This is a genomic window from Corynebacterium sp. ES2715-CONJ3 (assembly GCF_024814365.1).
In the GTDB taxonomy this organism is placed as follows: domain Bacteria; phylum Actinomycetota; class Actinomycetes; order Mycobacteriales; family Mycobacteriaceae; genus Corynebacterium.
In genome coordinates this window covers 34,613-60,832 of the sequence record NZ_JANUXS010000008.1, presented here as the reverse complement: position 1 = coordinate 60,832, position 26,220 = coordinate 34,613, and the positions used below count along the sequence as shown (strand labels likewise).

The following is a 26,220-nucleotide window of genomic DNA, read 5'->3' as shown; positions in this document are numbered from 1 at the left end:
CACAAACCATACAACCTAACACCACACAGCGTCAAATCGCACCAAGCTCATGCACCACCACGACCAACCCTGGCCGCAACGACCCACATAAAACTACACACCCCACACCAAACACACAAATCCCCAGAACAACACATAAAAATCCGCTATCAGGTTGGCCCGATAGCGGATATCAATTTAGGAGTCGATTACGACCCCTGCAAAGGTCTTCTTCCCTTTTCTTAAGACCAGCCACTTACCGTGGAGCAGATCGCTCGGGTGGGGTTCCCAATCTTCCTCGAGAATGCGGGAGTTATTGACATATGCCCCGCCCTCCTTAATGGTGCGCCGCGCTGCCCCCTTAGAAGGTGTCAGACCTGTTGCTACCAAGAGATCTGCGATTGTTCTTGGTTGTCCGGCTGTAATATGCGCGATACAGGTTTCAGCTAGTGCTCCCTGCAAAGTCGACTCATCGAGGTCAGCTAAGTCAGCCTTACCAAAAAGTGCTTCCGCTGCTAGTTCAACAGCGGCCATCGCTTCTGCGCCATGCACGAGAGTTGTCAACTCTTGAGCCAGACGGCGCTGTGCTTCCCGCAGATGCGGACGTTGCTCTACAGCCTTTTCGAAATCCGCGATCTCCTCTTTGCTGAGGAATGTAAACCACCGAAGGTAATCAATGACCACAGAGTCACCCGCATTGAGGAAGTACTGGTACCACGCATAAGGACTCGTCTGCTGAGGATCGAGCCAGAGCTTTCCACCGCCGGTAGACTTACCAAATTTCTCACCACTGGCGTCGGTAACCAAGGGCACTGTGAGCGCGTGAACTTTTTGCTGGTTCATGCGCCTGTTGAGGTCAACGCCTGAAATAATATTTCCCCACTGATCGCCCCCACCAATTTGGAGCACACACTGATATTGCCTATTGAGGTAGACGAAATCATAGGACTGCAGCAGCATATAGGAGAATTCCGTATAGGATATACCATCGCCACTTAACCGACGCTTCACGGTTTCTCGGTCGAGCATCGTGTTGAGAGAGAAATTTTTACCTAAGTCGCGCAGGTAATCAATCAGGCTCATCGAGCCCAGCCAGTCCGCATTATTGACCATGACAGCGCGGTCATCTCCATAATCAATGAAGGAGCGGATCTGGTTCTTGATCGACTCTACGTTGGCATTCACCGCGTCATCAGAAAGCATGCTGCGCTCCCCCTGTTCACGCGGGTCGCCGATCATCCCAGTAGCGCCCCCAGCAAGAGTGAGTACGCGGTGGCCAGCTTGCTGGAAGCGTTTAAGCATAACAAGAGGTACGAGATGGCCGGCGTGCAACGAAGCCCCTGTGGGATCAAAGCCGCAGTAAAGAGTAATAGGTTTTTCACAGGCTTGACGTAGTTCTTCGAGATCGGTTGATTGGTTGATCAAGCCCCGCCACTGCAGCTCGTCGATAATATTCATATTCATCCTTTACTTAAGGTTGGGACCACTCAATAGCTTCGTGAGCCAGCATCACTGGAATGCCATCCTCTACTCGATAAGCTATAGATAAACGTGGATTGACCAGTACTTGTTCGTCTTCCACATATTCAAGTGGCCCTTTATCTTGAGGGCACACCAAAATTTCCAACAACCGAGGATCTATCGTCATAAACGCTCACTCTAGCAAATTTAGCGAGTCTTAATGTGGCCGGTTTCAGCCCACACGGTGAGTTCTGCGGCATGCTGCTCTACGCGTGCCAATTGTTCTACGACCCGAACAGCGCTCGTTCCGCCCTTGGTCGTGCGTGATGCCACTGAACCTTCCACGGTGAGAACCTCACGCACTTCAGGGGTGAGGCGGGGGTCAATCTCTTGAAATTCCGCATCAGTTAATTGGTCCAACCCCACGCCCCGCGACTCCGCGCGACGCACGCATAGCCCTGAAGCCTCGTGTGCTTGTCGGAAAGGTACGCCCTGACGCACCATCCACTCCGCCAGATCGGTAGCTAGAGTGTAGCCTTGCGGAGCGAGTTCGCGCATCCGTTCGGCATTGAAGACCAAGGTAGAGATTAAACCGGTCATTGCTGGTAGGAGGAGATGAAGCTGGGCGAAAGAGTCGACGAGCGGTTCTTTATCTTCTTGCAAATCGCGGTTATACGCCAAGGGCATAGCTTTTAGCGTGGCCATAAGTCCGGTGAGGTTGCCAATGAGACGTCCGGTCTTACCTCGAGCCAATTCCGCCACATCGGGGTTCTTCTTCTGCGGCATAATCGACGAACCTGTTGACCACGCATCAGCTAGGGTGACATAGGAGAACTCTGGGGTTGACCACGCAATAACCTCTTCTGCAAGGCGAGAGAGATCCACCGCAACCTGAGCGAGAACAAATGCAGCCTCACTTGCAAAGTCGCGGGAGCTCGTAGCGTCGAGGGAATTATCTGCTGCCTCATCGAAGCCGAGTTCTTGTGCAATGGCTTCTGGATCCAGCGCTAAGGATGATCCTGCTAAGGCACCCGAACCGTAGGGTGAGACAGCGAGACGCTTATCTAAGTCTCGTAAACGTTCGATATCGCGCAGTAACGGGTGGGCGTGAGCTAACAGCGCATGCGCTAATAAGATAGGTTGTGCTGCCTGGAAATGGGTCTTACCCGGCATAATAACCTCGGGGTGGGCCTTAGCTTGGCCAGTAAGTGCAGCAATCAGTTTTGTTATATCTAGGGCTATGTCACGAATGGCATCACGTACCCACATCCTGAAGAGGGTAGCTACCTGGTCGTTACGGGATCGTCCCGCACGCAGCCGCCCACCGACTTCTGGGCCTACAAGCTCTATGAGGCCGCGCTCGAGGGCACCGTGCACATCCTCATCTGTTGGCAGCGGCTGGAAGCTCCCATCTTGAACACGCTCGCCTAATAGCTCAAGTCCACTCAACATGGTCTCCAGATCAGAGTCGGTGAGTAGCTGAGCTTTGTGCAGAACTCTAGCGTGCGCTTGAGAAGCCAAGATATCATAAGGTGCTAAAACCCAATCGAAATGGGTAGATACTGAGAGATTAAACATTGCTTCGGATGGACCGCCAGCGAAGCGTCCACCCCACAGTGCGCCTTGGTTAGTTCTATGTGGAGCCGATGTGTCTTCCATGATTATTTCCTTAGAGTAAAGTGTGCTCACTAGACAAAGGGGCCCAAAGGTTCATGTACCTTCAGGCCCACGTCTTCTTATTTAGGCTTCGCGATCTCGCTTATTGGAGATTTTCGACGACAGCCCGTGCAACTCCACAAAACCCTTGGCAAAGGTTTGGTCGAAAGTGTCGCCGGTATCGTACGTGGCAAGGTTGAAATCATAAAGCGAATGATCCGATTTACGACCATTGACCGTACATTTACCGGCATGCAGCACCATGCGAATATCGCCAGTGACATGCTCCTGAGTGGAGTCTATGAAGGCCTCGAGCGAGCGCTTGAGAGGGCCGAACCACAGACCATCATAGACTTCCTCTGACCAGCGGGCGTCGATCAGCCTCTTATAACGGGCTAATTCACGCTCAATGGTCACGTCTTCGAGAGCCTCATGCGCAGTGATCAACGCAACGGCCCCTGGAGCCTCATAGACTTCACGAGATTTGATACCCACCAGACGGTCCTCGACCATATCGAGCCGACCAATTCCTTGAGCTCCTGCCCGGCGATTAAGTTCCTCGATGATCTGCAATACGCTGAGTTGACGTCCGTCCACGGCCACCGGCGTTCCATGCTCAAAGGAAATGGTCACCTCATCAGGAGCATTTCCGAGAGCTGGGTCCTCGGTATAGGCGTAAAGGTCCTTGGTCGGTGGATTCCAGAGATCCTCAAGGAAGCCGGTCTCCACCGCGCGGCCCCACACGTTTTGGTCAATGGAAAATGGAGATTTCTTGGACTGCTCGATTGGTAGACCGATCTCCTCCGCGAACTGGATTGCTTTATCCCTCGTCCATGCATAATCGCGGGCTGGCGCAATAATATCGAGTTCTGGAGCTAAAGCCCTAAACCCAACCTCGAAACGCACCTGGTCGTTGCCTTTCCCAGTACAACCGTGCGCAACGTGCGTACCACCATGCTGGTGCGCGGCTTTCACCAAGTGCTGAACAATGAGGGGGCGCGAAATAGCCGACACCAATGGGTACTGCTTCATATAAGCACCGTTAGCTTTGATGGTGGGAAGGCAATAGTGTTCAGCAAATTCGTCTCGAGCGTCGATTATGACCGACTCAACCGCACCGCAGTCGAGAGCGCGCTGCCGTACTGATTCCATATCTTCACCACCTTGGCCCAGATCGATCGAAACTGCCACGACCTCGCCACCGGTCATTTTGGCCAGATATGGGATAGCGACCGAGGTATCGAGTCCGCCAGAATATGCAAGTACAACGCGATTGTTCATGTTTTCTCCTTAGTTTTTAGGTGATGTTCCAGGAAGACGTGTCTTCTCTTGACGTATTAAAATCTCGGCGAGCTCCTTGCCACTCATAGGATCGCGAGCTAGCACAAACACGGTGTCATCACCGGCGATGGTACCCACGACCTCGTCCATACTGACTCTATCGATGAAACTTGCGAGAAAAGCGGCCGCTCCTGGTGGTGTTCTCAATACCGCGATCTGACCCGAATTATCTGCTGATACCAGCAAGTTATCCAGCATCTTGCGAAGCTTCTCTCGGGTTCCAGCGCCGGCAGCGACAGTGGATTCTTCCTCGAGAGCTCCGATTGCATAAAATGCGCGGCCATTATCGGGTCGAACCTTCTTCGCCCCCAGCTCGTCTAGATCCCGTGACAGCGTTCCTTGAGTGATATGAACATTGCGCTGTTTGAGCAAGGAGGACAGTTGATTCTGGCTGGACACGAGGTTTTGCTCGAGCAATTCCACGATCAGCGCTTGGCGGACCGTACGGGTGATCTGCGAATGTGCCATTGGTTTTCCAATTCCAGAAGTATTAAGTGTCGGAATTTGCTGCCAGTAACCACGTCAATAAAGCTTTTTGCGCGTGGAGACGGTTCTCGGCCTGATCGAAGACGACGGACTGCGGTCCGTCGATTACGTCAGCGGCTACCTCGTACCCTCGGTAGGCAGGCAAACAATGCATAAAGATAGCATTTTTATTAGCCTTCTGCATAATTTGTGGGGTTACCTGATAAGGCATGAAGTCCACACGTCGCTGCTCCGCCTGCTCTTCCATGCCCATAGATACCCATGTATCAGTGATGACAATATCGGCGCCCACAGCAGATTCGAGGTCACTGGTAATGCTAATATCAGCACCAGTCATCTCGGCCCGTGTGCGAGCTCTGTCAACATAAATTTTCGAAGGTTGATGGTTTTCAGGAGATATAACCGTTAGGTTCAATCCTGCTGTGGCGAAGCCAAGCATATACGAGTGAGCCATATTATTGGCGCCATCCCCGATATAACAAGCTCGCAGCTGCCCCAATGACCTTGGATCGGGACAAAGCTTTTCCATGATAGTCAGCAAATCAGCAATAATCTGACACGGGTGGAAATCATCGCAGAGACCATTTATGACAGGAACCGTAGAGCGGCTCGCCATATCCCACAGGTTTTTGTGCGCTGAAGTCCGCCACACGATTGCGGACACCATGCGTGAGAGCGTCGCGGCTGTATCAGCGTAGCTTTCTCCCTTACCTATTTGAGTGACCGAGGCATCTACCACGATCGCGCGGCCGCCAAGCTGGCTAATTCCGACGTCGAAAGAAAACCGGGTTCGTGTGGATGTCTTATCGAGGAGAACTGCCACGCTTTGCGGTCCACTGAGCGGCTTGAGATCCCACGGGTGTTTTTTCATCTCGAGCGCTAGCTTGAGAATATCGGCCTGTTCTTGGTGTGTGACGTGGTCATCGGCAAGAAAATGGCGCACTCCATTGATTATCGGCGATTGCTCGAATATGGACATAACGGACTGCCTCTCTTTCCAGTTACCTCACGATAACATAAATGCAGTCATATTAATTTTATGGCGGCTTTTGTGGGGCGAGCGATATCGCTCGCCCCACGTTATTCGGCCGAACTTTATGAGCGCATCGTCGCACCGAAGAGGTCACCAGCACGCTTAACAGCAGCTAAACGTCCTTCAGAGCATTCGTCATCGGTCAGAGTACGATCTTGAGCCCGGAAAGTCAGGGCAAAGGTGAGTGACTTCTTATGATCCCCTAGGGTCTCAGCACGGTAGATATCGAATAGTTCTGCACTTTCTAGAAGCGGGCCGGCGGCCTCAACGATGGCTGCTCGCACGTGCTCACTCGGCACATCTTCGTCGACTACCAGCGCCAGGTCCTGTTTGAGCGTGGGATAAGCGGAAAGGACTGGTGCAGGTAGAGTTTCCCGAATAGGTAGGGCTGTCATATCCATTTCCATGGCGCACGTTCGATGTGGCAATCCTAATTTCTCCACTATTTGCGGGTGGAGTTCTCCGGCATACCCCACCACGGTATCGTCTACCAGCAACGCAGCGCATCGACCGGGATGCCAAGGAAGCTCGTCGGCATTGCGCACTGTCAGAGTCACTCCAGCAGCCCGAGCTACGATCCGAGCAGCTTCGATCGCATCAGCATAGCTATAGGTCCGTGCTTGGGAAAGCGGCCCATCTACAGCAATCAAGCCCGAGCCAACTGCAGCAACATGAACGGGCTGATACGGCAGGGAGTTCATCACAGCCTCGATATCACGAGCACTCGGACGCGTGCGCACATCAAGCATTGGTGAACGTCCTCCACCGTGAGCGAAAGCCACCTGCTGCTGCCCAAATAGCGCTATATCGTTCGTACCGCGAGCTATATTACGACTCAAAGCCTCCAGCATAGAGGGAAGGAGAGTTGTTCCGATGATGGCGTAGTCGGCATCGAGTGGATTTTGCACGCTCACTACCGCGCGACGGGGATCATCAGCACTCAGACCCCACGTGTCGAATGTATCGTTTTTGATAAAGGGGGTGGGTAAAATCTCCACGTAGCCGTTATATGCTAGCGCATGACCAACCGCACGGCGTCGTTTCTGTGCTGGACTGAGACCATGACCCACGGGAGCCTGTGGAACGATTGATGGGATTGCCTCTAAGCCCTCGAGGCGTAGAATTTCTTCCACCAAGTCACACGGCTCCTCTAGATCCGGACGCCACGTCGCTGGCTTCACCGTGAGGTTCTCAGCTGCGGGATCCACTGTGACCTGGCATCCGACCTCTTTTAACCGGGCGACTACGGTGTCGAGACCGTAGTCGACGCCCACCAGCTCACTAGGGCGGGAGGCACGCATGAGGATCTCTGGCATGTCCGGAATTTCCCCCACGATTGTCGAATTAGGCTCGATGGAGCCACCGCCATAGCGAGCCAGGAGATCAGCGGCCAGATCTAAGGCAACCTCAACTAATGCTGGATCTACTCCACGCTCGAAACGCCTCGAGGATTCGCTCGATATTTTATGGCGACGGGAGGTTCTAGCGATCGAAATGGGGTCCCAGTGGGCGGCCTCGAGGTATATATCAGTGGTCGATTCGCTGATTTCCGAATGCGATCCTCCCATTACTCCAGCAAGAGAGAGCACGTGAGAATCGTCGGCAATGACGACATCTTCGAGGTCGAGTGCTTTAACCTGGTGGTCAATGAGCTCCAGCTTCTCCCCCGCTGCAGCACGCCTGATGCGAAGATCCCCCTCGATTTTATGCGCGTCGAAAGCGTGCATGGGTTGTCCTAGATACAGCATCACATAGTTGGTGATATCGGTTGGCAAATTGATAAGACGCTGGCCGGAGAGCAGGAGCTCACGCTGCATCCACAGTGGGGTGATTGCCTCGGGATCACAACCACTGACGTGGCGTATACCGAATCGCTGCGCCCGCGTGTCCTCTGCAATATGGATCTGTATTAATGATTCTGAGGCGGTAGGGACTCCAGAGATTTCTTCCAAGGCGGGGTCGTCGTAGTGCAATCCAAAAGCTGCCGCCAGTTCACGAACGAGGCCGCGTACCGAGAGAGCATAGCCGCGATCTGGGGTGATATTAACGTCGAAGACTGTGTCATCGAGCCCTAAAACGGAGCGAGCGTCTGCACCGAGTTCACCCTCATAATCGCTGAGCACAATGATGCCTTCAGATTTTTCGGTCAAACCCAATTCGGCAGCTGAACAAATCATCCCGGCGGATATGCGACCATAGGTTTCTCGAGTCGCGATTGCGAAGTTTCCGGGTAACACTGCACCGGGCAGCGATACAACTACTGTAGAGCCAACGGAAAAGTTGCGAGCTCCGCAGACGATCGATTGCAAGTCGCCTGTCCCGTTCGATTGTCCTACGTCGACATGGCAGTGTCGAATGGGCTTTTTGAATCCTTCCAGTTCCTCAATATCCGCCACACGGCCAATAACGAGGGGGCCTGAGATCTTCGGTAACTCTCGATACCCTTCGGTCTCGAATCCAACCCGGACGAAAGCGGCATCGAGTTCTTCGGCGCTTACCCCTGGCCATTGCGGATTGGACCGTTTCAACAGCGCGCTCAACCAGTTTTGCGAAATCAGCATAATGTCATTCTTCTCTCAAAAGTAAAATATTAGGAGTCCACAGCTAAATTTAGGCTTGAATGCCGAATGGTCGCGTGAATCGGACATCGCCTTCGACCATATCGCGCATATCATTGAGCCCGTTGCTGAACTGCAGCGTACGCTCGAGTCCCATTCCAAAGGCAAAGCCGCTATAGATATCCGGATCGATACCAGCAGCGCGCAGCACATTAGGGTTAACCATGCCGCAGCCACCCCATTCAATCCATCCGGCGCCACCCTTTTTGTGAGGGAACCATACATCAACCTCTGCAGATGGCTCCGTAAACGGGAAATAGTTCACGCGCATTCGAGTTCGGGTCTCGGGCCCGAAAAGGGTCCGTGCTAGGTGATCTAAAGTACCACGCAGGTGAGCCATGGTCAGCCCTTTATCTACTGCTAGGCCTTCAACCTGATGAAATACCGGTGTGTGGGTAGCATCGAGCTCGTCGGTCCTAAATACCCGGCCCGGACATACCACGTGAATTGGGAGGTCACGCGAGAGCATGGTACGCATTTGAACAGGGGATGTGTGGGTACGCAAGACTTGTGAGGAATCAGCTACTGAGACATGGAAGGTGTCTTGTAACGTACGGGCTGGATGGTCGGGGATAAAGTTGAGCGAGTCGAAGTTGAAATACTCTGCCTCAATCTCGGGGCCCTCTGCGACTTCGTAGCCCATCGCCACAAAGATATCTGCGATGCGCTCGCTGAGCGCTGTGATGGGGTGCAGGGCACCAGGCTTGGTTCGAGTCGTGGGAACTGTGACATCGACCCGCTCTGCGCGCAGGACTGCGGCATTTCGCTCCTCTTCGAGCACCAACTTTCGCTCAGCGAAGTACTTTTCGATACGTCCACGAGCCATATTAACCAAACGACCTGCCTCTTTACGGTTCTCCTTAGGCAATGTTCCCAGAGCCCGCCGAGCCTGCGGTATAGGCGCATCATCACCGAGATGATCTCGCCGCGCAGTAGCCAATTCATCGAGGTTTCGGGCCGCTTTGAAGGCCTTTTCCGCTTGTTCGGCGGCCGCTTGTAAGCTTGCTTGACTGAGCTCAGACACGTCTTTTAGTCTCCTTTGGATTTTTCGCGCCAGATAGCGCGCTTGTTACTCAATTAGCGTAGCCGACGGTATCAGCAGAGCCCAAGAAGACCTCGTCGACTAATTCTGACTATAAAGAGCCTTCGAAGATTCATATAAGCAGATGGCCGCCGCGGTAGCGAGATTTAGAGACTCAGCCCGCCCCCTAATAGGAATACGCACCCTCGAATCTGCTAGAGCTAGAATTTCCTCACTCAAACCATGTGCTTCATTTCCAAACAGCCAGGCTGTTGGCTGCGAAAGGATCTCACCGGCATTATCGAGGTCGATCTCACCATCGGCTGCAGTCGCCACAATATTAAGACCACTCGCTTTTAGTCGAGCTATACCGCTCGCTATATTTACTTCGCGAGCGACGGGAAGGTGAAAGAGTGAGCCCGCTGAAGACCGCACTGCTTTTGAAGACTGCGGGTCCACACTATGACCGAGAAAAATAACGGCATCTGCGCCAACTGCATCAGCAATTCGGATCAAGGTTCCTGCATTGCCCGGGTCACTTGTTTCAACCGGTACGCTAACTAGACGGGGTTTCCCGCGAAGAGCCTGGGCTGTAGACCATAAGACGGGTTCACACACGGCGTAAATTCCTGGGCTCGTGACCGTATCCGACAGCGATTTTGCCGCACGCGCCGTGATCGGATGTAGATAAAGTCCGAGATGCTGCGCAGTTTGAACGATATCTGCATAGCGTGCTGCCGCTTCCTCGGTAATAAATAGGTCCCGAGCGGCTCCTGTTGCTACGGCCGCCTCAACGGAATTTTCCCCTTCAACCAGAAACAAGCCAGTTTTTTTGCGGGCGGCGCTTCGATGCAATTTTGCAGCGTTGACAACCCGCGGCGTGCGCTCAGTATAGGGATCCTCGAAGTTCAGACTCATTGTTCGAATATTATCACGCGAGTAACTGTTGACCAGACAGTACAATCGCTCCGCTGGCGTGGTTCCCACGCAGGATCGAAACAAAACGAAGGCGGGACGCCATGCAATGAGGTAAACGCATCTTTTCGGACCTCTCAGGGATTCGAATTCGTGGTTGCAGGTCGCCGTGGAAAGCGGCGCCCTACTATCCTCAAATGCGCAGGGAAATCTTGATCTGGGAGGCTCCGCCTCTTTTCCGAATAAATCCTACTACGCTCAACCACCCGGAGATTCCTTATTCAAGTACGGATTAAACGGTGCATCTGGCTCAGCAACCTAAGCACATTATTGAGGTCACGTACGCGTCAAATATAGTGTGATAGTTGAGCGGAGGATTCTTAGCCATGTATATCTGACAGCCTCTCATTAAATTGATGTGATGAACGAACTCAACCACCATCATCGAACCAGCATGCGCTGCAGCCTTTTACATTAACTCACAGTGCATATGAGGCAATGGGTCATAGCAGATTCATAAAACCGTCTCCAAGGTTTTATTAGTTCCAAACCCCCTGAATTTTTCAGGGGGTTTGGAACTCTAAGTTCTGCGTAGGAGGGGCTATTTAGCCAAAGAAATTCCGTCGGCATCATGGGAGAAGGTGGACGCACCCACGAGGATGAGTATGAACTCCACAAAGGCCCATACGGCCACGCCAAAAACGATTGGAATGCCGATTAGTATGAACGAGGTGACTATTCCAGCTATATAAAGACCTAATTGCCAGGCAGCCCGCGTATTATAGCCCAAGTAAAAATTATGGGCGCCGAAGCCGCCGAGGAAGAAGGCAAGTATCGCAGCTATCGCCCATGATTTTGCAGGCAGGCTCATAGGAGAAGGGCTGGCATAGGTCGGCCCTACTGGTGCTTGCCGATAGTCGGGAAATTGCTGCCCACTCGAAGATGCCGGTGCGGGATACGGAAAGTCCTCCTGCTGGAAGGATCGGGGGGCTTCAGGATCAAAAGGGCCGTGCCATTGAGGGTCCGAATGTGGATTAGTCATAAGTTTTTTTCTAGGTCTTTCGCTCAGTTAGTTGTATATAAGCAAAGAACCCTGCTTGCGCAGGGTTCTTTGCTTTAGAATTTTAGGCAGCCTTTGGGGCGTTAACGTCCGCTGGCAGCGCGGCCTTGGCAGCCTCGCAGATTGCAGAGAAGGCGGCAAAGTCGTTAACCGCGAGCTCAGCGAGAATCTTACGGTCTACCTCGATGCCTGCGATCTTAAGACCTTGGATGAGACGGTTATAGGTGATGTCATTCATCCGTGCGGCGGCATTGATGCGAGTAATCCACAGTTTACGGAACTCGGACTTACGGGCGCGACGATCGCGGTAGGCGTAAGTCATTGAGTGCAGCCATTGTTCCTTTGCCTTGCGGTACAGGCGAGAACGCTGGCCACGGTAGCCCTTAGCGGACTTTAAAATCTCGCGACGCTTCTTCTTGGCGTTGAGTGAGCGCTTGACACGTGCCACTTTTAAAACTTCCTTACTTAATTAAGTTCTTACTGTATAGGTTGACGAGGATGAAGAAAGCGGGGGTTTTAAGCCTTGCCCAACAGACGCTTCACGCGCTTGACGTCGGCAGGGGCAACATCCTTCGTACCCTTCAGACGGCGCGTACGCTTGGAAGGCTTGCCCTCCAACAGGTGACGGCGGTTAGCCTGCTCGCGGCGCAACTTACCGGAACCGGTCGTTTTGATTCGCTTAGCGGTACCCTTGTGGGTCTTCTGCTTCATGGGATTCAACGTCCTTATAACTTGTAGTGTTTACTTTTTACCCTTGCGCAATGGGCCAAGAACCATGGTCATATTGCGACCGTCTTGTTTGGGTCTTGCCTCGACTGCGCCGTATTCTGCGATATCCTCGGCTAGGCGCTCCAGAAGTCGATAACCCAGTTCAGGTCGCGATTGTTCGCGACCGCGGAACATGATGGTGACCTTAACTTTGGAACCCTTCTGGAGGAAGCGGATCACGTTGCTTTTCTTGGTCTCATAATCGTGGTCGTCGATTTTCGGCCGGAATTTTTGCTCTTTGACAACTGTCTGCTGCTGATTTTTCCGCGATTCGCGGGCCTTTTGAGCTTGTTCGTATTTGAACTTGCCGTAATCCATGATTTTGCACACGGGCGGCTTCGCGTTTGGCGCGACCTCGACTAAATCCAGGTCAGCGTCGTATGCGAGCTTGCGGGCATCATCGATTCGTACGATTCCAACCTGCTCCCCGTTTGGTCCGACTAAACGAACCTCAGGGACTCGAATTCGATCATTAATGCGAGCTTCAGCGCTGATGGGGGTCTCCTCAAAGTAGCAAAATAAACAATATGTGATCTACCGGTTATCGCATTGGCTTCTATCCCAACACACAACGAAAACCCGTTTGCGTTATCCACACAAACGGGAGACCCTTGCACTCATACAGCAGTAACTCTTTCAGTGATATTACTGACGTACTCTTATACCTTGTGCCAACTTACTTTTTAAGCAAGCAGCCTCAGGTGGGAAGATCTCCTCTTGCGACCCCAACTGCATATTCTTCAGTAAAAAACATTCAGTCCAGGTGGTAGCTTCCCAAAGGTAGCACAGCACGAATCAAGCAAGCAAGTTCGAACCCAGTTAGGTCAAGATATTCGCTAGGAACTGGCCAGTGTACGAGCCACTTACTCGAGCAACATCCTCGGGAGTCCCCTCGGCCACCACCAGCCCTCCCCCAGAACCTCCTTCAGGCCCCATGTCCACAATCCAGTCAGCGGCTTTGATCACATCGAGGTTATGTTCGATGATGACTACCGAATTGCCTTTGTCAACCAAACCTTGAATCACCAGCATAAGCTTACGTATATCCTCAAAGTGCAAGCCGGTGGTCGGTTCATCCAGAATATAAATGGTGCGTCCGTTCGAGCGTTTTTGCAATTCCGCGGCGAGCTTCACGCGTTGAGCTTCGCCTCCAGAAAGAGTGGTAGCAGACTGCCCTAGTCGAACATAGCCAAGACCTACCTCAGTAAGAGTGTGAAGGTAGCGATGGATCGAGGTAATAGGTCGGAAGAACTCAGCTGCCTCGGATATGGGCATATCGAGAACCTCTGCGATATTTTTACCCTTGTATCGCACTTCAAGAGTTTCGCGATTATATCGAGCACCGTGGCAGACTTCGCATGGTACATAGACGTCTGGCAGGAAATTCATTTCGATCTTGAGAGTGCCATCGCCTCGGCAAGCCTCGCATCGCCCACCTTTAACGTTGAAGGAGAAGCGTCCTGGCTTATATCCTCGCACCTTTGCCTCTGTTGTCTCGGCGAAGAGCGTACGAACTTTATCGAAAACACCTGTATACGTTGCTGGATTTGATCGCGGGGTGCGACCAATGGGGCTTTGGTCCACTTGGACTAGTTTATCGAGATGCTCCATGCCTTCGACACGGGTTACTCGACCTGGTACCTGTCGTGCTCGGTTGAGCTCGTTGGCGAGTGTTTTGGCTAGGATTTGGTTAATCACGGTTGATTTACCCGATCCGGAAACACCCGTGACACAGGCCAGCACTCCTAGCGGAAGCGTGATGGTGATATCGCGGAGATTATTCTCGCGCGCACCCACAATTGTAAGCGCGCGCTCTTTATCGACCTCACGCCGCTGGGCAGGCACCCCCAATGTTTTCGCACCCGACAGATAAGCTCCAGTCAAGGATTCGGAACAATCTTTAATACCTTGGGGTGGGCCTTGATAAACAATCTCTCCCCCATACTCTCCCGCTAGCGGCCCAATATCTACCAGCCAGTCCGCTGCCTTAATGGTGTCTTCATCGTGCTCCACAACGATGAGGGTATTACCAATATCGCGCAGTCTTTCGAGAGTACCAATGAGCCGCTGATTGTCCCGCTGGTGCAGACCGATTGAAGGCTCGTCGAGCACATAGAGCACACCTGCTAAACCTGATCCGATTTGAGTAGCAAGTCGGATGCGCTGAGCTTCTCCACCTGACAACGTGCCTGCAGCACGGTTGAGGGTTAAGTACGTTAACCCCACATCAACAAGGAATTTAAGACGAGCTTGAATTTCCTTTAGTACGGCCCCGGCGATCATCGCCTGGCGTTTATTTAGCTCTAAGGAGTTCAGAAATTCACTGGCCTCCTGAATACTCAGCGCCGTGACACCGGCAATTGATAACTCCCCGAACTCGGCAGATCCCAACCTAACCGCCAGGATTTCGGGCTTCAATCTGGTTCCCTCGCAGGCAGGACATGGTATCTCCCGCATATAGGCCAGCAGGCGATCTTTTTGGGCATCGGAATCGGTCCCCTCTAAGCGTCGCTGTAGATTCGGGAGAACCCCCTCGAAAGAAGAGGTCCATGTGCGGGTACGACCGAAGCGATTTTTATACCGCACTGTGACTTTATCGGGGGCTCCATTGAGGACAATATCCTGCTGTTTCTTCGTCAATTCCTCGTATGGCGTGGCAGGGTCAATGCCCACAGTATTGCATAACCCCTTGATCAGCTTTTGGTAATAGCCGTCAGCGGAACCTGAGGTGCTGAAGGGGTGGATAGCCCGAATGAGGGGCGCAGATTTATCCGGTATAACGAGGTCGATATCAACTTCCAGGCGAGTTCCCAAACCGTCGCATGTCGGACAAGCGCCGAAGGGAGAGTTGAAGGAAAAGGCGCGGGGTTCTAATTCGTCCACCCCGATATCGTGGTTATTAGGGCACGCCAATTTTTCGCTAAAACGGCGACTGCGCTGCGGATGATCGTCAGGGAGGGTGAGGAAATCGAGTTCCACAATCCCATCAGCTAGTTTGAGGGCCTGCTCTATTGAATCGGTGAGCCGTTGCTTTTGAGCGGGCTTCACCTGCAAGCGATCGACCACTACCTCTATGGTGTGTTTTACTTGCTTCTTTAGCTCTGGCGGATTGGAGAGCGGATGGACCTCCCCGTCGACACGTACGCGAGCAAAACCCTGCTGCGCGAGTTCTAAGAAGAGATCAACAAACTCGCCCTTGCGAGCACGAACGACTGGTGCGAGCACCTGAAATTTCAGGCCCTCCTCCATATCCAGAACTTGATCGACAATTTGTTGCGGAGTCTGCCGCTCAATCGTTGCATCGCACACCGGGCAGTGTGCGATACCCGCACGCGAATACAAAAGTCTCAGGTAATCGTACACTTCCGTAATCGTTCCCACAGTCGAGCGAGGATTACGGTTGGTTGATTTTTGATCAATCGATACTGCAGGCGATAGGCCCTCAATGAAATCGACATCTGGCTTGTCCATCTGACCAAGGAATTGGCGCGCATAAGCACTCAAGCTTTCAACATAGCGACGCTGCCCCTCGGCGAAGATCGTATCAAAGGCCAGAGAGGATTTTCCTGAACCAGATAAGCCGGTAAAGACCACCATTGAATCGCGAGGGATACTAATATCTACGCCTTTGAGATTGTGCTCGCGAGCGCCTTTAACAACTAGCTGATCAGCCACTGGATGATTTTCCCTTCGATTCATTCTTAGGCATTATGCGCCCTATCGAACATAGCAACGAATAAACCCTTTCGCTACTGTGGGATCCATGGACTTAGATATTTTGACCTTGGGCACCATGGATAATAAAAGTTATGCTCTCAGTTGGGGCGACCGCACTCTCCTGATCGATGCTCCTGCACAAGCCGAAACTATTCTGCAATGGGCCAGTAGGAACGAGCGATCGATCGACGCTGTGCTCACCACCCACAGTCACGCAGATCATGTGGGCGCCTTGGTTCAAGTGCTTAGTGCTACTGGGGCACACCACTATGCTTCAGCGCTCGATGCCCCTGATCTCCCCGCCCCAGTCGATACGAAACTGTCGCACGGAGATACCCTCGAATTTTATGGCCAATATCTTCAGGTGATTATTTTGCGCGGACATACTCGGGGCGGAGCGTGCTTAGCCCTCCACAACGACGGCACCACACACCTATTCGTTGGAGATTCTCTTTTCCCTGGCGGCTTGGGTAAAACTGATTCACCAGCCGAATTCAAGCAACTCTTTTCCGACGTGAGCGCCCGACTCTTTGATAGGTTTTCCGATGATGCCATCGTGTGGCCAGGACATGGGAAACCTACGACTATAGGTGCGGAACGACCAGCACTAGGGGAATGGGAAAAAAGAGGTTGGTAGCTACCTCGCGCGCCAAATTCGACTACCATCATTTAAAGGTGCTTGCTAAAGCTCCAAAAATAGACAGATTTCAGTGAAAGGTTTTACATGCTCCGCAAACTCGCCCGCCCTATGGTGGCTTCATTCTATATTTCCGACGGCGTCGACATGGTCCAACACGTTGACGAACATGCCCAAGGGACCGCGATGATTATGCGTAACCTTCGTATGGTCCTCCCTCGCCAGTATTATAAACAGCTGCCTCAAGACCCAGCTCAGCTAACCAAGATTGTTGGTGGAACGAAGATTGCCGCTGGTACTACACTATTTTTGGGTAAGTTCCCACGGTTGTCGGCTGGTATTCTCGCACTCGTGAGCGTGCCGACGGTTTTAGCTCGCCACGCTTTCTGGGAAACCCAAGATCCAGCTGAGAAGACACAGCGCCGCCAGGGCTTCCTCACCTCCATGGCTCTGCTTGGGGGGCTCTTCATCACGAGCGCTGATACCGCCGGAAAACCAGGTCTTAGCTGGCGCGCCAAGAAAGCTGCACGGGTAGCGAATAAGCGCGTTCAGCAGGCGCTGCCTACCCAAAGTGAAACTCAAAAGTTCGCAGATTCCGCAAGTGATTGGTTTGACGAAGCCCGCCACGAGTCTGAGAAGTTCCTCAGCCAGGCTTCCTCGTGGATTGGCGATACCGCTCATAAGGCTACGGAATACGTCGAGGATAACCGCGACGATTGGAGCCAGGCCGCCCGTTCATTCCTCAATGAAGCGCAAGCTAACTCGAAGGTAGCGCGCAAAAAGGTAGTGAAGGCTGCGGCCCAGGCTCAAGAGCGCGCCCAGGAGGCTTATGATCACGCTCAAGAGGCAACTGGCCGACGTGCCAAGAAGGCCTCAAAGAAGGCTACTAAGCTGCAGAAAAACGCCGAGAAGGCCATTGCTCGGGCTCAAAAGAAGGTGGGCAAGAAGCTGAACTAATCATCACTTAAACAGCATTGTGAGGGCCGCCCCAGATCGTGGGGTGGCCCTTTCGCGTCGGCACCAAAATAGATGGTGCTAGTAGAGTGGAGTTTTGGTTTCTAAGCAAGCAAGGAGATTGCCGTTGAAAAAGTCCACCGATTTAAGCGATGAGCAGAGCTATGTGGATATGCTCTTTACCAAGCTCGATGCCGAGGTGGAGCAAGCACGCCGGAAACTAAGCGCTGTTCAGATGCGCGTTGACCATAGCGATCCCGATGCAGGAGATCTGCTCGAACGCGATACTGAATTCCACGCACTTAATCAGCGCATAGACCGCCTCAACCTAGCCTCTCTCGGTTTAGTATTCGGAAGAATAGATATAGCTTCGAGCGGCCTCGTCGAGAACCCAGTACCGGGCAGGGATAACCTTGAGCGCCGCTATATCGGGCGGATGGGCCTCGATGATCGAAACGACGATTACCGTACCCTGCTTCTCGACTGGCGAGCCCCCATGGCTAGACCTTTTTATTTAGCCACAACTGCGCAACCGGGGGGAGTCGAAATTCGTCGGCATATTCGCACTAAGGGTCGCACGGTGGTCAGAGTTGATGACGAAATTCTCGGTGGAGATCTGAGCGGAATCGAATACGCGCCCCACTCTGTGGCCCATGAATCTGCTCTCCACCTAGCTTTACAACAAGCCCGTGGGTCGCATATGCACTCCATCGTAGAGACCATACAGAGCGAACAAGATACGATCATTCGTGACAAAACCCGCGGAGTGATGGTTGTTGAGGGTGGTCCCGGCACCGGAAAAACAGCTGTAGCCCTCCATCGGATCGCCTATCTGCTCTATACGTGGCGAGAGCAATTGGACCGCCAAGGCGTATTAATCATCGGGCCCAATCCAACGTTCCTTGAGTATATTTCGCGAGTTTTACCCGAGCTCGGAGAGACTGGCGTCGTTCTAAGCACTATTGGTGAGCTGTACCCGCAAATGGTCCCCTCGAAGCCAGAAAGCCTCGCGGGGAAAGAAGTAAAAGGCTCACTAGAGATGATCACCATTCTCAAGCGAGCTGTTGCACGCCACCAATCGGAGCTCCAGGAGAATAGAATTATCCGCATCGAGGGCATCGATATCACATTAACCCCTGCTATGGTCAAATCCGCCCGCACCAGGGCACGACGGGGACGGCGGCCGCATAATCTCGCCCAACCTCTTTTCGCCGATGCTCTCTCCGCGCAGTTAACCAAAGCTCTGGTGTCAATCGTCGGCGCTGATCCTTTGGGGCGGCAGAATTTGCTATCCCAGGGAGACCAAGCGCAGATACATGACGATATTTTGGCTAGCCCTGAACTCCATGAACTCGTCGCAGAATTCTGGCCGATTCTGCGGCCTCAAGATGTGCTCGCCGAAATGCTCTGCGATGCCAAAATTTTAAGCGAGATTCTCTTCGACTACGATGAGGACACTTTCGATGCTCTCTTGCGCGATGATGTCGAGGGCTTCTCCGCCAGCGACGCAGCGCTTCTCGACGAATTAGCTCAACTCATAGGCCCCCATCCTGCCGCGACTCGCGAGCAAAAATGGGACTTGGAACGGGAAGCTGCTGAGTCAACGCTTGAAGGCCTCAGCTCCTCGGCAAACTCAGATCTCGACGATGAATCAGACGCTGAGATTCTCTCCGCTTTCGATATTATCGACGCCGAGGAGTTGGCGGACTGGCAGGTAGAAAAAGATATTCGCACCACAGCCGACCGCGCCCGCAATGATAGAGAATGGACCTATGGCCACGTCATTATCGACGAAGCCCAGGAGCTGAGTCCGATGGAGTGGCGGATGGTCATGCGACGAATACCCGCTCGATGGATGACTGTTGTGGGCGATACGGCTCAAACCGGGTCACCCGCCGGGGTCGACTCGTGGGCGGAAACCCTCGCTCCCTTTGTCTCGCAGCGCTTCACGAAGCACGAGCTCACCGTTAACTACCGCACTCCGTTAGAGATCATGGAGTACGCGCACAAAATACTCGCCCGCATTGGTCATGACCGACGACCCGCGACGTCTCTCAGATCCTCGGGGTATCCAGTACGGTTCTACCCTTCAGATACCGATCCAATGTGCATTGCTCGGGAACTGAAAGAGAAAGACCCTCACCGCTCCGTGGCGATTATCGCAGCTGATCATCGCGAGAATTCGGCCATTCGAGGGGTCAGTTCAATCAAAGGACTTGAATTCGATCACATCGTGGTAGTGGAACCGAATGAGATTGTCGAGTCCTCCCCGCAAGGGTACCAAGATCTCTACGTGGCTCTCACCCGGGCTACACAATCGTTGACCATCATTGGAGACAGCACCGATCTCACCTAGATCCCGGCTTCCTTTAAACCACGCAATTCTTTCTTGAGGTCCGCAATCTCGTCCCGGAGGCGGCCTGCCAACTCGAATTTGAGTTCGCGAGCCGCCTGCCCCATTTGAGTGGTCAACTCTTTGATCAGAGATTCCACCTCGCTGGAGGCCATAGTGGAGGTATCTTTGCGCGCGACGAGCGCGGCATCGGCTCGTCCCTCGTCGCCACTATCGGAATGAGCGTCTTGAACTTGGTCAAGAATATCGGCTATCTTCTTGCGCAACGGCTGCGGATCGATCCCATGTTCTTTGTTGTAGGCCAATTGCTTCTCTCTGCGCCTATCGGTTTCTTCGATGGCGAATGTCATGGAGTCCGTCATCTTGTCTGCATACATGATTACCTCGCCAGAGACATTCCTTGCGGCGCGTCCGATAGTTTGAATGAGGGACGTTGTGGATCTGAGGAAACCTTCCTTATCTGCGTCGAGAATGGCCACCAAGGATACCTCAGGAAGATCCAAGCCCTCGCGAAGCAGGTTGATGCCCACCAGCACATCGAACTCCCCGAGGCGCAGCTGTCGCAGCAATTCAACCCGCTGGAGAGTATCGATATCGGAGTGTAGATAGCGAACCTTCACTCCGTTTTCTAATAAATAGTCAGTGAGATCTTCGGCCATCTTCTTAGTCAAAGTAGTAACGAGCACGCGCTCATCCTTCGCAGTCCGCTCCCTGATCTCGTGAATGAGATCATCGATCTGACCCCGCGTAGGTTTGACAGTGATCTCTGGATCGACCAGACCAGTTGGGCGGATAACCTGCTCGACATATTCTCCACCAGAGGCGGCCAACTCGTAATTGCCAGGGGTGGCCGACAGATAAACCGTCTGCCCCACCCGCTGCGAGAACTCCTCCCACGTGAGAGGGCGGTTATCAAGAGCCGAAGGCAGACGGAAACCAAATTCCACTAGATTGCGTTTTCGCGACATATCGCCTTCAAACATGCCTCCAATCTGGGGCACCGTCACATGCGACTCGTCAATAATGGTGAGGAAATCATCGGGGAAGTAGTCGAGTAAGGTCGCTGGCGCGGTACCCGCAGCGCGCCCATCAAGGTGTCTGGAGTAGTTCTCAATACCAGAGCAAAAACCGACTTGTTCAATCATCTCGAGATCGTACTCCGTGCGCATTCGCAGGCGCTGTGCTTCCAGCAGTTTTCCACGATTTTCCAAATCAGCGAGCCGGTCAGCTAATTCTTCTTTGATATCTTCGATAGCTCGCGCCATACGATCCGGTCCCGCTACGTAGTGGGTGCCCGGAAAGATGCGAACGTCTTGCACCTGGCGGATAATCTCGCCGGTCAGGGGATGGATATAGTAGAGTGCATCAATTTCATCGCCAAAAAACTCCACACGCACTGCGGTCTCTTCATAGGCTGGAATGATATCGACGGTATCGCCCTTAACTCGGAATGTGCCGCGTGTGAAACCGATATCGTTGCGGCCGTATTGTATGTCAACCAGCAATCGGAGGAAACGATCTCGCTCTATTTCTTCTCCTACCTCCAACCACACGGAGCGATCGATATAGCCCTGCGGCGTTCCCAAACCATAAATACATGACACTGAGGAGACCACCACCACGTCGCGTCGCGTTAGCAAGGACGAGGTAGCCCGGTGACGCAGTCGTTCCACATCATCGTTGATGGAGGAATCCTTTTCGATATAGGTATCGGTCTGGGCGATATAGGCCTCGGGTTGGTAGTAATCGTAGTAGGAAACAAAATACTCAACCGCATTATTCGGAAGTAAGGAGCGCAATTCATTCGCGAGTTGGGCAGCAAGAGTTTTGTTGGGAGCCATGACCAATGTGGGTCGCTGCTGCTTTTCGATGAGCCACGCGGCGGTGGCAGATTTACCGGTACCCGTAGCACCGAGTAAAACAATATCATCCTCACCGCGGCGCAGACGTTCGTCCAATTCTTTGATCGCGGTGGGTTGGTCCCCGCTGGGCTGGAATTCCGATACCACCTCGAAGGTGCCCTGGGAGCGAGCTATTTCTGTAACGGGGCGATGGTCCGGCTGTTGATCGGCAGGGAGGGAATTCATAACCACCAATAATATAGTGGTAGTTATGCAAATGAGAAGACTGGCGTTCAGTGTGTGTGCTGCCACCGTACTCGGCCAATTATTCACCGCCCCCGCGGTCACCGCAGCGCCATGTGACTACACTCGCGTGCCGCAAGAAGGTGAACACTTTCAACCCCAGGGGAGTTCTTCCTTACCCTTCTTGTCGGGCTCGTCCTTATTTAGTTCCAGTCATGGAAGTAGTTCGCTTGATCAGGGGCGGCATCCTGGCCAAATGCCCATCCTCCAGGGTGCAACTCAATCCCTTCATCTACTGACTGGTCCAGGTTCCCCGCAGCGTACTCATTCTCGTTTTGGTATTTCGGGCACCGACTTAGGTATCGCGTGGTCCGGACCTGAAAATTACACCTATATGGCATTTGGCGACACCATGAGCTGCGATGGAGCTGATAATGGCTGGCGCTCGAATGTCCTGCTACGCACTGTAGATAAGGACTACTCGGATGGGTTAACCCTCGATGAGGCTTTGACTGCGGGTGGATGGTCGTCGTCGGGATTCGCCCGGGAAATTATCGGCTCGCTGAAGGTTCCGGGAATAGAGCACACCACCATCCCCACCGCGGGGATATATGTCAATGGTGCGCACTATATTGACTATATGTCGGTGCGTCGCTGGGGTGCTCCAGGGTATTGGGATACCAATTATGCGGCTACAGTGATGAGTGTCGATGGAGTAAATTGGTCACTCGTTCCCGAATCCATTCGTGTCAATGCAGATGCAGAGAACCTACCGAGTATCCCAGGGTTTAGCGCCTACAGACACGGGAATTCGCACCTTCAGATGAGCGCCTTCACTCACGATGACAACTATATCTACCGGATAAGCACTAAATCCGGTCGCGATGGGTCAGCTTATCTATCTCGTGCGGCTAAGTCGGAGTTCCCCGCCGAAAACGCTTTCGAATACTTCGACGGCTCGACGTGGACTGACGATCCGGCGGTGGAGCTTCCACTACTGGATGGAAGGGTTTCTGAACTTTCGGTGACCTTCCACGAAGGTTTAGGCCGATGGGTAGTACTCTACCTGGACGAGAACGGAATGGTGCTTCGTACCGCAGAAAAGATAACCGGCCCGTGGAGTTCGAAGCGCATGCTTATTAGTCGCGCAACAATCCCCGATATCTATGGTGGTTTTATCCTGCCCCATCAGAATTCAGGGACACTCGAATGGGTGGCGTCTACGTGGGGAGCATATAACGTACTGGTCATGCGCACGAAACTTGATGAAATATCTCTAAACGCCAGCGTTAAAAGCAACCACGACACCGAGGATAATCTCACCGTAGAAAAGGTTGTGGATCTATCCCCTGCCCTTGAGACTACTAGGGTTACAGGGCTTACAGAGCTTTCACTGATCCCGAAGTCTTTGGAGAATCCGAGAGACGTGCGCGGGAATGGCGTCGAGTGAGCCGTTATTATCGATGACAAAGTCGGCGACCTGTAGTCTCTCGGTGTCGCTGATCTGAGCAGCAATGCGAGCGTTAGCATCCTTCTCGCTCAGCCCGCGCAAGTGTACTAACCGCCTGAGCCGCTCGGTAGCACAGGTATCAACCACGATAACGGCATCGCAGTGACGGTGGTACCCCTTATCGACGAGGAGCGGTACATCCCAAATGACTATAGGATGCCCTGCCTTACGGTAGGACTCAAAGAGGGCCTCGGTGCGCTCTCGGATGCGAGGGTGGGTAATCGAGCTCAGTTGGGCGGTCTTCTCCGGGCTGCTAAAAGCGCGCTCCGCGAGTAATCCTCTATTGAGATGACCGTCATCTTTGATGATATCCCCGCCGAATGCGTCAGCTAGTTCGTTGAGGGCTGGCATTCCTGGCTCGACGATGTCGCGGGCAATGTGATCGGCGTCTATCACCGTAACTCCAAGAGATGCGAATTCTTTTGCAACAGTCGATTTACCGGAACCGATGCCACCAGTGAGCCCAATGATCTTCATGAAATTTATACTAGTGCATGTTAAATCCCCAGCGCCCGTGGAGAGTGCTGGGGATTTGAGGAAAAGAAGATACTACTTCTGAGTGCGAATTACTACGGTATTGGTATCCACGTTTTGTGGGGCCAAACCGCTCACGTCTGAGAATTTCGCGTGGTTGGTAACCAGTACTGGCGTCACCAAGTTATAGCCCTTTGAGCTGATGAATTCAGGATCGAAGGAAATCAGCGGGGTTCCAGCAGTTACATGCTGTTTACGCTCCACATGAATCTCGAATCCCTCGCCACCGAGTTGAACGGTGTCGATACCAACGTGAACAAGCAGCTCAATACCGTTGTCCAGACGCAGGCCTACGGCATGGCCTGACTTAGGAACGGAAATGACAGTTGCGTCAGCTGGAGCGTAAACGGTTGTACCCGTGGGAACAATCGCTACGCCTTTGCCAAGCTTTTCAGCAGCAAAGATGGGATCTGGAACTTCACTGAGGGTGATAGCTGCGCCGGCGAGGGGCGAAACCAGCTCAGTCAAAGCGCCCTCTTCGAGTGCGGTCTTAACCGGAGTGGCAACAGCGACTGCGCCACCGGAAGTAGCGGCTGCAGCAGGTGCAGCGGCTGGAGTAGCAGCAGGAGCAGGAGTCGCGACAGTCGGAGCTGCTTCAATCTCGGTCTCACGCTGACTAGCCAGGCTAGCAAGCACTTCGTCACGCTCTTCTTTGGTGCGGTAATCGAGGAAAATGACTAAGAACATGGAGGTGAAGAAAGCGACGGCAATACCGATTGCGTATCCACCAGCGGGGTCCATAGCGCCGATTGTGAGCAGCGAGGTGAAGACGAAAGCCTGAGCCTTGACATTGAAGATACCCATAACGACACCACCGGCGATACAACCCGGAATGAGGCGGAAATAGGTCTTACGGAAGCGCAACAGCACGCCGTAGAGCGAAGGCTCAGAGATACCGCCAAGAAGACCGGCCATCATTGCGCCAAGGGAAACCTGGCGCATGCCGTTGTTCTTTTCACGGATGGAGATGACCATAACGCCGGTAACAACTCCGAAGCAGGCGAAGTTCCATGCACCCATGGGGCCCTGGATGAAGTCGTAACCGAGGGTTGCAATATTTTGGATCATAATGGCGTTGAGCGGCCAGTGCAGACCCAATGGAACGAGGAATGGGTAGAGGCAAGGAACCAAAATAGCCAAGATGAATGGGCTGAAACCGTTTACCGCTGTCAAAACGCTGGTAATTCCGTTACCGATGAAAATACCGAAGGGGCCGAGCAAGAAGGCGGTAGCTGGGATCATGATGAGCAGGGAGATAAATGGTACAAAGACCATTTGCACCGCACTCGGGATGATTTTCTTAAGACCCTTCTCCACCCAGAACAGGCCAATTGCAGCCATAATCGGAGGGAAAACCTGACCGGAGTACTCGTTAATAACTAGTGGTAGACCAGCAAGATCTACGACGTCACCCTTGCTACCCATCGCCATGAAAGCGGGAGTGAGCAAAGCGGCGGGAATGGCGGCGCCCACCCACTCGTTTGCTCCCAGCTTACGCGCTGCGGTAGCACCGATCATGACGGGGAGGAAGTAGAAGACGGAAGTCCACATGGCGTGGAGTAGCTGATAGACCGGAGGCTGCTCTGCGACATCTTGGCGGAAATCTTGCCAGCCGAAGGTGTCAGCCAGCACGAGCATGGTGATAATCAGCGAGGCGCCAAGAAGAGCCCAGAGAATCGGGCGGAATGTATCAGAGAGGAACTCGAAGCAGTAGTCCACCCAGCTATATTTGCCTCTGACACCGTCGTATTGCTTCTTCGAAGACTCGGCGGCACTGTCTTTGGCTCCCATACCTGGAAGTTTCGTAAGCTCCTGGTAATAATTGGCAACATCGCCACCCATGACGACCTGGAGGCCATTGGAGCCCTGCGGTACAACACCGAGGACCTTAGGGTGAGAATCGAGAGCCTTCTGATCAGCTTTGGACTGATCATTGAGCTGGAAGCGGAGTCGGGTGGCACAGTGCGTCATCGAGGCGACGTTTTCCGCACCCCCGATCTTATCGAGGATAAACTCTGAGGCGGTCCCCAGGGTAGTTTTTTCAGCCATTTTCAGGCCTTTCGCTAGAGATTTACATTAAAAACGTAAAAGAG

21 protein-coding genes are annotated in these 26,220 nt (G+C 53.1%); 4 read left to right on the top strand and 17 right to left on the bottom strand.

The window, feature by feature from the left end; genetic code table 11:
- Positions 1 to 177: 177 nt before the first annotated feature.
- The 14 genes from tyrS to uvrA all read right to left on the bottom strand — a co-directional run bounded on the left by tyrS (position 178) and on the right by uvrA (position 16,013).
- Positions 178 to 1,437: a tyrosine--tRNA ligase gene (gene tyrS / locus NXT00_RS09230; protein ID WP_259158786.1), complete on the bottom strand. Its 1,260-nt coding sequence runs from the start codon at positions 1,435 to 1,437 to the stop codon at positions 178 to 180.
- 13 nt (positions 1,438 to 1,450) lie between these two features.
- Positions 1,451 to 1,627, bottom strand: coding sequence for a Trm112 family protein (locus NXT00_RS09225; protein WP_259080324.1), 177 nt, complete (start codon positions 1,625 to 1,627; stop codon positions 1,451 to 1,453).
- Between the two features lie 20 nt (positions 1,628 to 1,647).
- On the bottom strand, positions 1,648 to 3,099 hold the full coding sequence (gene argH, locus NXT00_RS09220; RefSeq protein WP_259080322.1) for an argininosuccinate lyase: 1,452 nt from the start codon (positions 3,097 to 3,099) through the stop codon (positions 1,648 to 1,650).
- 81 nt (positions 3,100 to 3,180) lie between these two features.
- On the bottom strand, positions 3,181 to 4,377 hold the full coding sequence (locus NXT00_RS09215) for an argininosuccinate synthase (RefSeq protein ID WP_259080321.1): 1,197 nt from the start codon (positions 4,375 to 4,377) through the stop codon (positions 3,181 to 3,183).
- Between the two features lie 9 nt (positions 4,378 to 4,386).
- The gene (locus tag NXT00_RS09210; RefSeq protein ID WP_259158785.1) at positions 4,387 to 4,905 is read right to left on the bottom strand and encodes an arginine repressor; all 519 of its coding nucleotides are present in this window, start codon (positions 4,903 to 4,905) and stop codon (positions 4,387 to 4,389) included.
- A 22-nt stretch (positions 4,906 to 4,927) separates the two neighbouring features.
- On the bottom strand, positions 4,928 to 5,902 hold the full coding sequence (gene argF, locus NXT00_RS09205) for an ornithine carbamoyltransferase (RefSeq protein ID WP_259158784.1): 975 nt from the start codon (positions 5,900 to 5,902) through the stop codon (positions 4,928 to 4,930).
- Between the two features lie 116 nt (positions 5,903 to 6,018).
- A complete protein-coding gene (gene pheT / locus NXT00_RS09200) occupies positions 6,019 to 8,517 on the bottom strand; it encodes a phenylalanine--tRNA ligase subunit beta (RefSeq protein WP_259080318.1) in 2,499 nt (832 codons plus the stop codon).
- Positions 8,518 to 8,566: 49 nt separating this feature from the next.
- Positions 8,567 to 9,598, bottom strand: a complete 1,032-nt coding sequence (gene pheS / locus NXT00_RS09195) for a phenylalanine--tRNA ligase subunit alpha (protein ID WP_259080317.1) — start codon at positions 9,596 to 9,598, stop codon at positions 8,567 to 8,569.
- Between the two features lie 99 nt (positions 9,599 to 9,697).
- Entirely contained in the window at positions 9,698 to 10,513 is an 816-nt protein-coding gene (locus NXT00_RS09190) for an RNA methyltransferase (RefSeq protein ID WP_259080316.1), read from the bottom strand.
- Positions 10,514 to 11,111: 598 nt separating this feature from the next.
- Positions 11,112 to 11,552: a TM2 domain-containing protein gene (locus NXT00_RS09185; RefSeq protein ID WP_259080314.1), complete on the bottom strand. Its 441-nt coding sequence runs from the start codon at positions 11,550 to 11,552 to the stop codon at positions 11,112 to 11,114.
- Between the two features lie 82 nt (positions 11,553 to 11,634).
- Complete coding sequence (rplT, locus tag NXT00_RS09180) at positions 11,635 to 12,018, bottom strand: 50S ribosomal protein L20 (protein ID WP_259080313.1); 384 nt, start codon at positions 12,016 to 12,018, stop codon at positions 11,635 to 11,637.
- A gap of 68 nt (positions 12,019 to 12,086) precedes the next feature.
- Positions 12,087 to 12,281, bottom strand: a complete 195-nt coding sequence (rpmI, locus tag NXT00_RS09175; protein ID WP_259080312.1) for a 50S ribosomal protein L35 — start codon at positions 12,279 to 12,281, stop codon at positions 12,087 to 12,089.
- Between the two features lie 30 nt (positions 12,282 to 12,311).
- Entirely contained in the window at positions 12,312 to 12,872 is a 561-nt protein-coding gene (infC, locus tag NXT00_RS09170; RefSeq protein ID WP_259080337.1) for a translation initiation factor IF-3, read from the bottom strand.
- A 285-nt stretch (positions 12,873 to 13,157) separates the two neighbouring features.
- Complete coding sequence (uvrA, locus tag NXT00_RS09165; RefSeq protein WP_259080311.1) at positions 13,158 to 16,013, bottom strand: excinuclease ABC subunit UvrA; 2,856 nt, start codon at positions 16,011 to 16,013, stop codon at positions 13,158 to 13,160.
- An 88-nt stretch (positions 16,014 to 16,101) separates the two neighbouring features.
- On the opposite strand from uvrA, the gene NXT00_RS09160 reads away from it, so the two are divergent.
- The 3 genes from NXT00_RS09160 to NXT00_RS09150 all read left to right on the top strand — a co-directional run bounded on the left by NXT00_RS09160 (position 16,102) and on the right by NXT00_RS09150 (position 20,002).
- Positions 16,102 to 16,692 carry an MBL fold metallo-hydrolase gene (locus NXT00_RS09160; RefSeq protein WP_259080310.1) on the top strand — a complete coding sequence of 197 codons (591 nt, stop codon included), beginning with the start codon at positions 16,102 to 16,104 and terminating at the stop codon, positions 16,690 to 16,692.
- An 87-nt stretch (positions 16,693 to 16,779) separates the two neighbouring features.
- Positions 16,780 to 17,649, top strand: coding sequence for a DoxX family membrane protein (locus tag NXT00_RS09155; protein ID WP_259080309.1), 870 nt, complete (start codon positions 16,780 to 16,782; stop codon positions 17,647 to 17,649).
- A gap of 169 nt (positions 17,650 to 17,818) precedes the next feature.
- On the top strand, positions 17,819 to 20,002 hold the full coding sequence (locus NXT00_RS09150) for a UvrD-helicase domain-containing protein (RefSeq protein ID WP_259080334.1): 2,184 nt from the start codon (positions 17,819 to 17,821) through the stop codon (positions 20,000 to 20,002).
- Here the strand turns inward: NXT00_RS09150 and uvrB are convergent.
- On the bottom strand, positions 19,999 to 22,086 hold the full coding sequence (gene uvrB, locus NXT00_RS09145) for an excinuclease ABC subunit UvrB (protein WP_259080307.1): 2,088 nt from the start codon (positions 22,084 to 22,086) through the stop codon (positions 19,999 to 20,001). The genes NXT00_RS09150 and uvrB overlap by 4 nt on opposite strands.
- A gap of 25 nt (positions 22,087 to 22,111) precedes the next feature.
- On the opposite strand from uvrB, the gene NXT00_RS09140 reads away from it, so the two are divergent.
- Positions 22,112 to 23,533: a DUF4185 domain-containing protein gene (locus NXT00_RS09140; protein WP_259080306.1), complete on the top strand. Its 1,422-nt coding sequence runs from the start codon at positions 22,112 to 22,114 to the stop codon at positions 23,531 to 23,533.
- On the opposite strand, the gene coaE is transcribed toward NXT00_RS09140, so the two are convergent.
- Positions 23,474 to 24,070 (bottom strand): dephospho-CoA kinase, encoded by a 597-nt coding sequence (coaE, locus tag NXT00_RS09135; protein WP_259080305.1) that lies wholly within the window; start codon positions 24,068 to 24,070, stop codon positions 23,474 to 23,476. The two genes, NXT00_RS09140 and coaE, sit on opposite strands and share 60 nt — an antisense overlap.
- A gap of 72 nt (positions 24,071 to 24,142) precedes the next feature.
- Entirely contained in the window at positions 24,143 to 26,176 is a 2,034-nt protein-coding gene (locus tag NXT00_RS09130) for a glucose PTS transporter subunit IIA (RefSeq protein ID WP_259158782.1), read from the bottom strand.
- Positions 26,177 to 26,220: the final 44 nt, after the last annotated feature.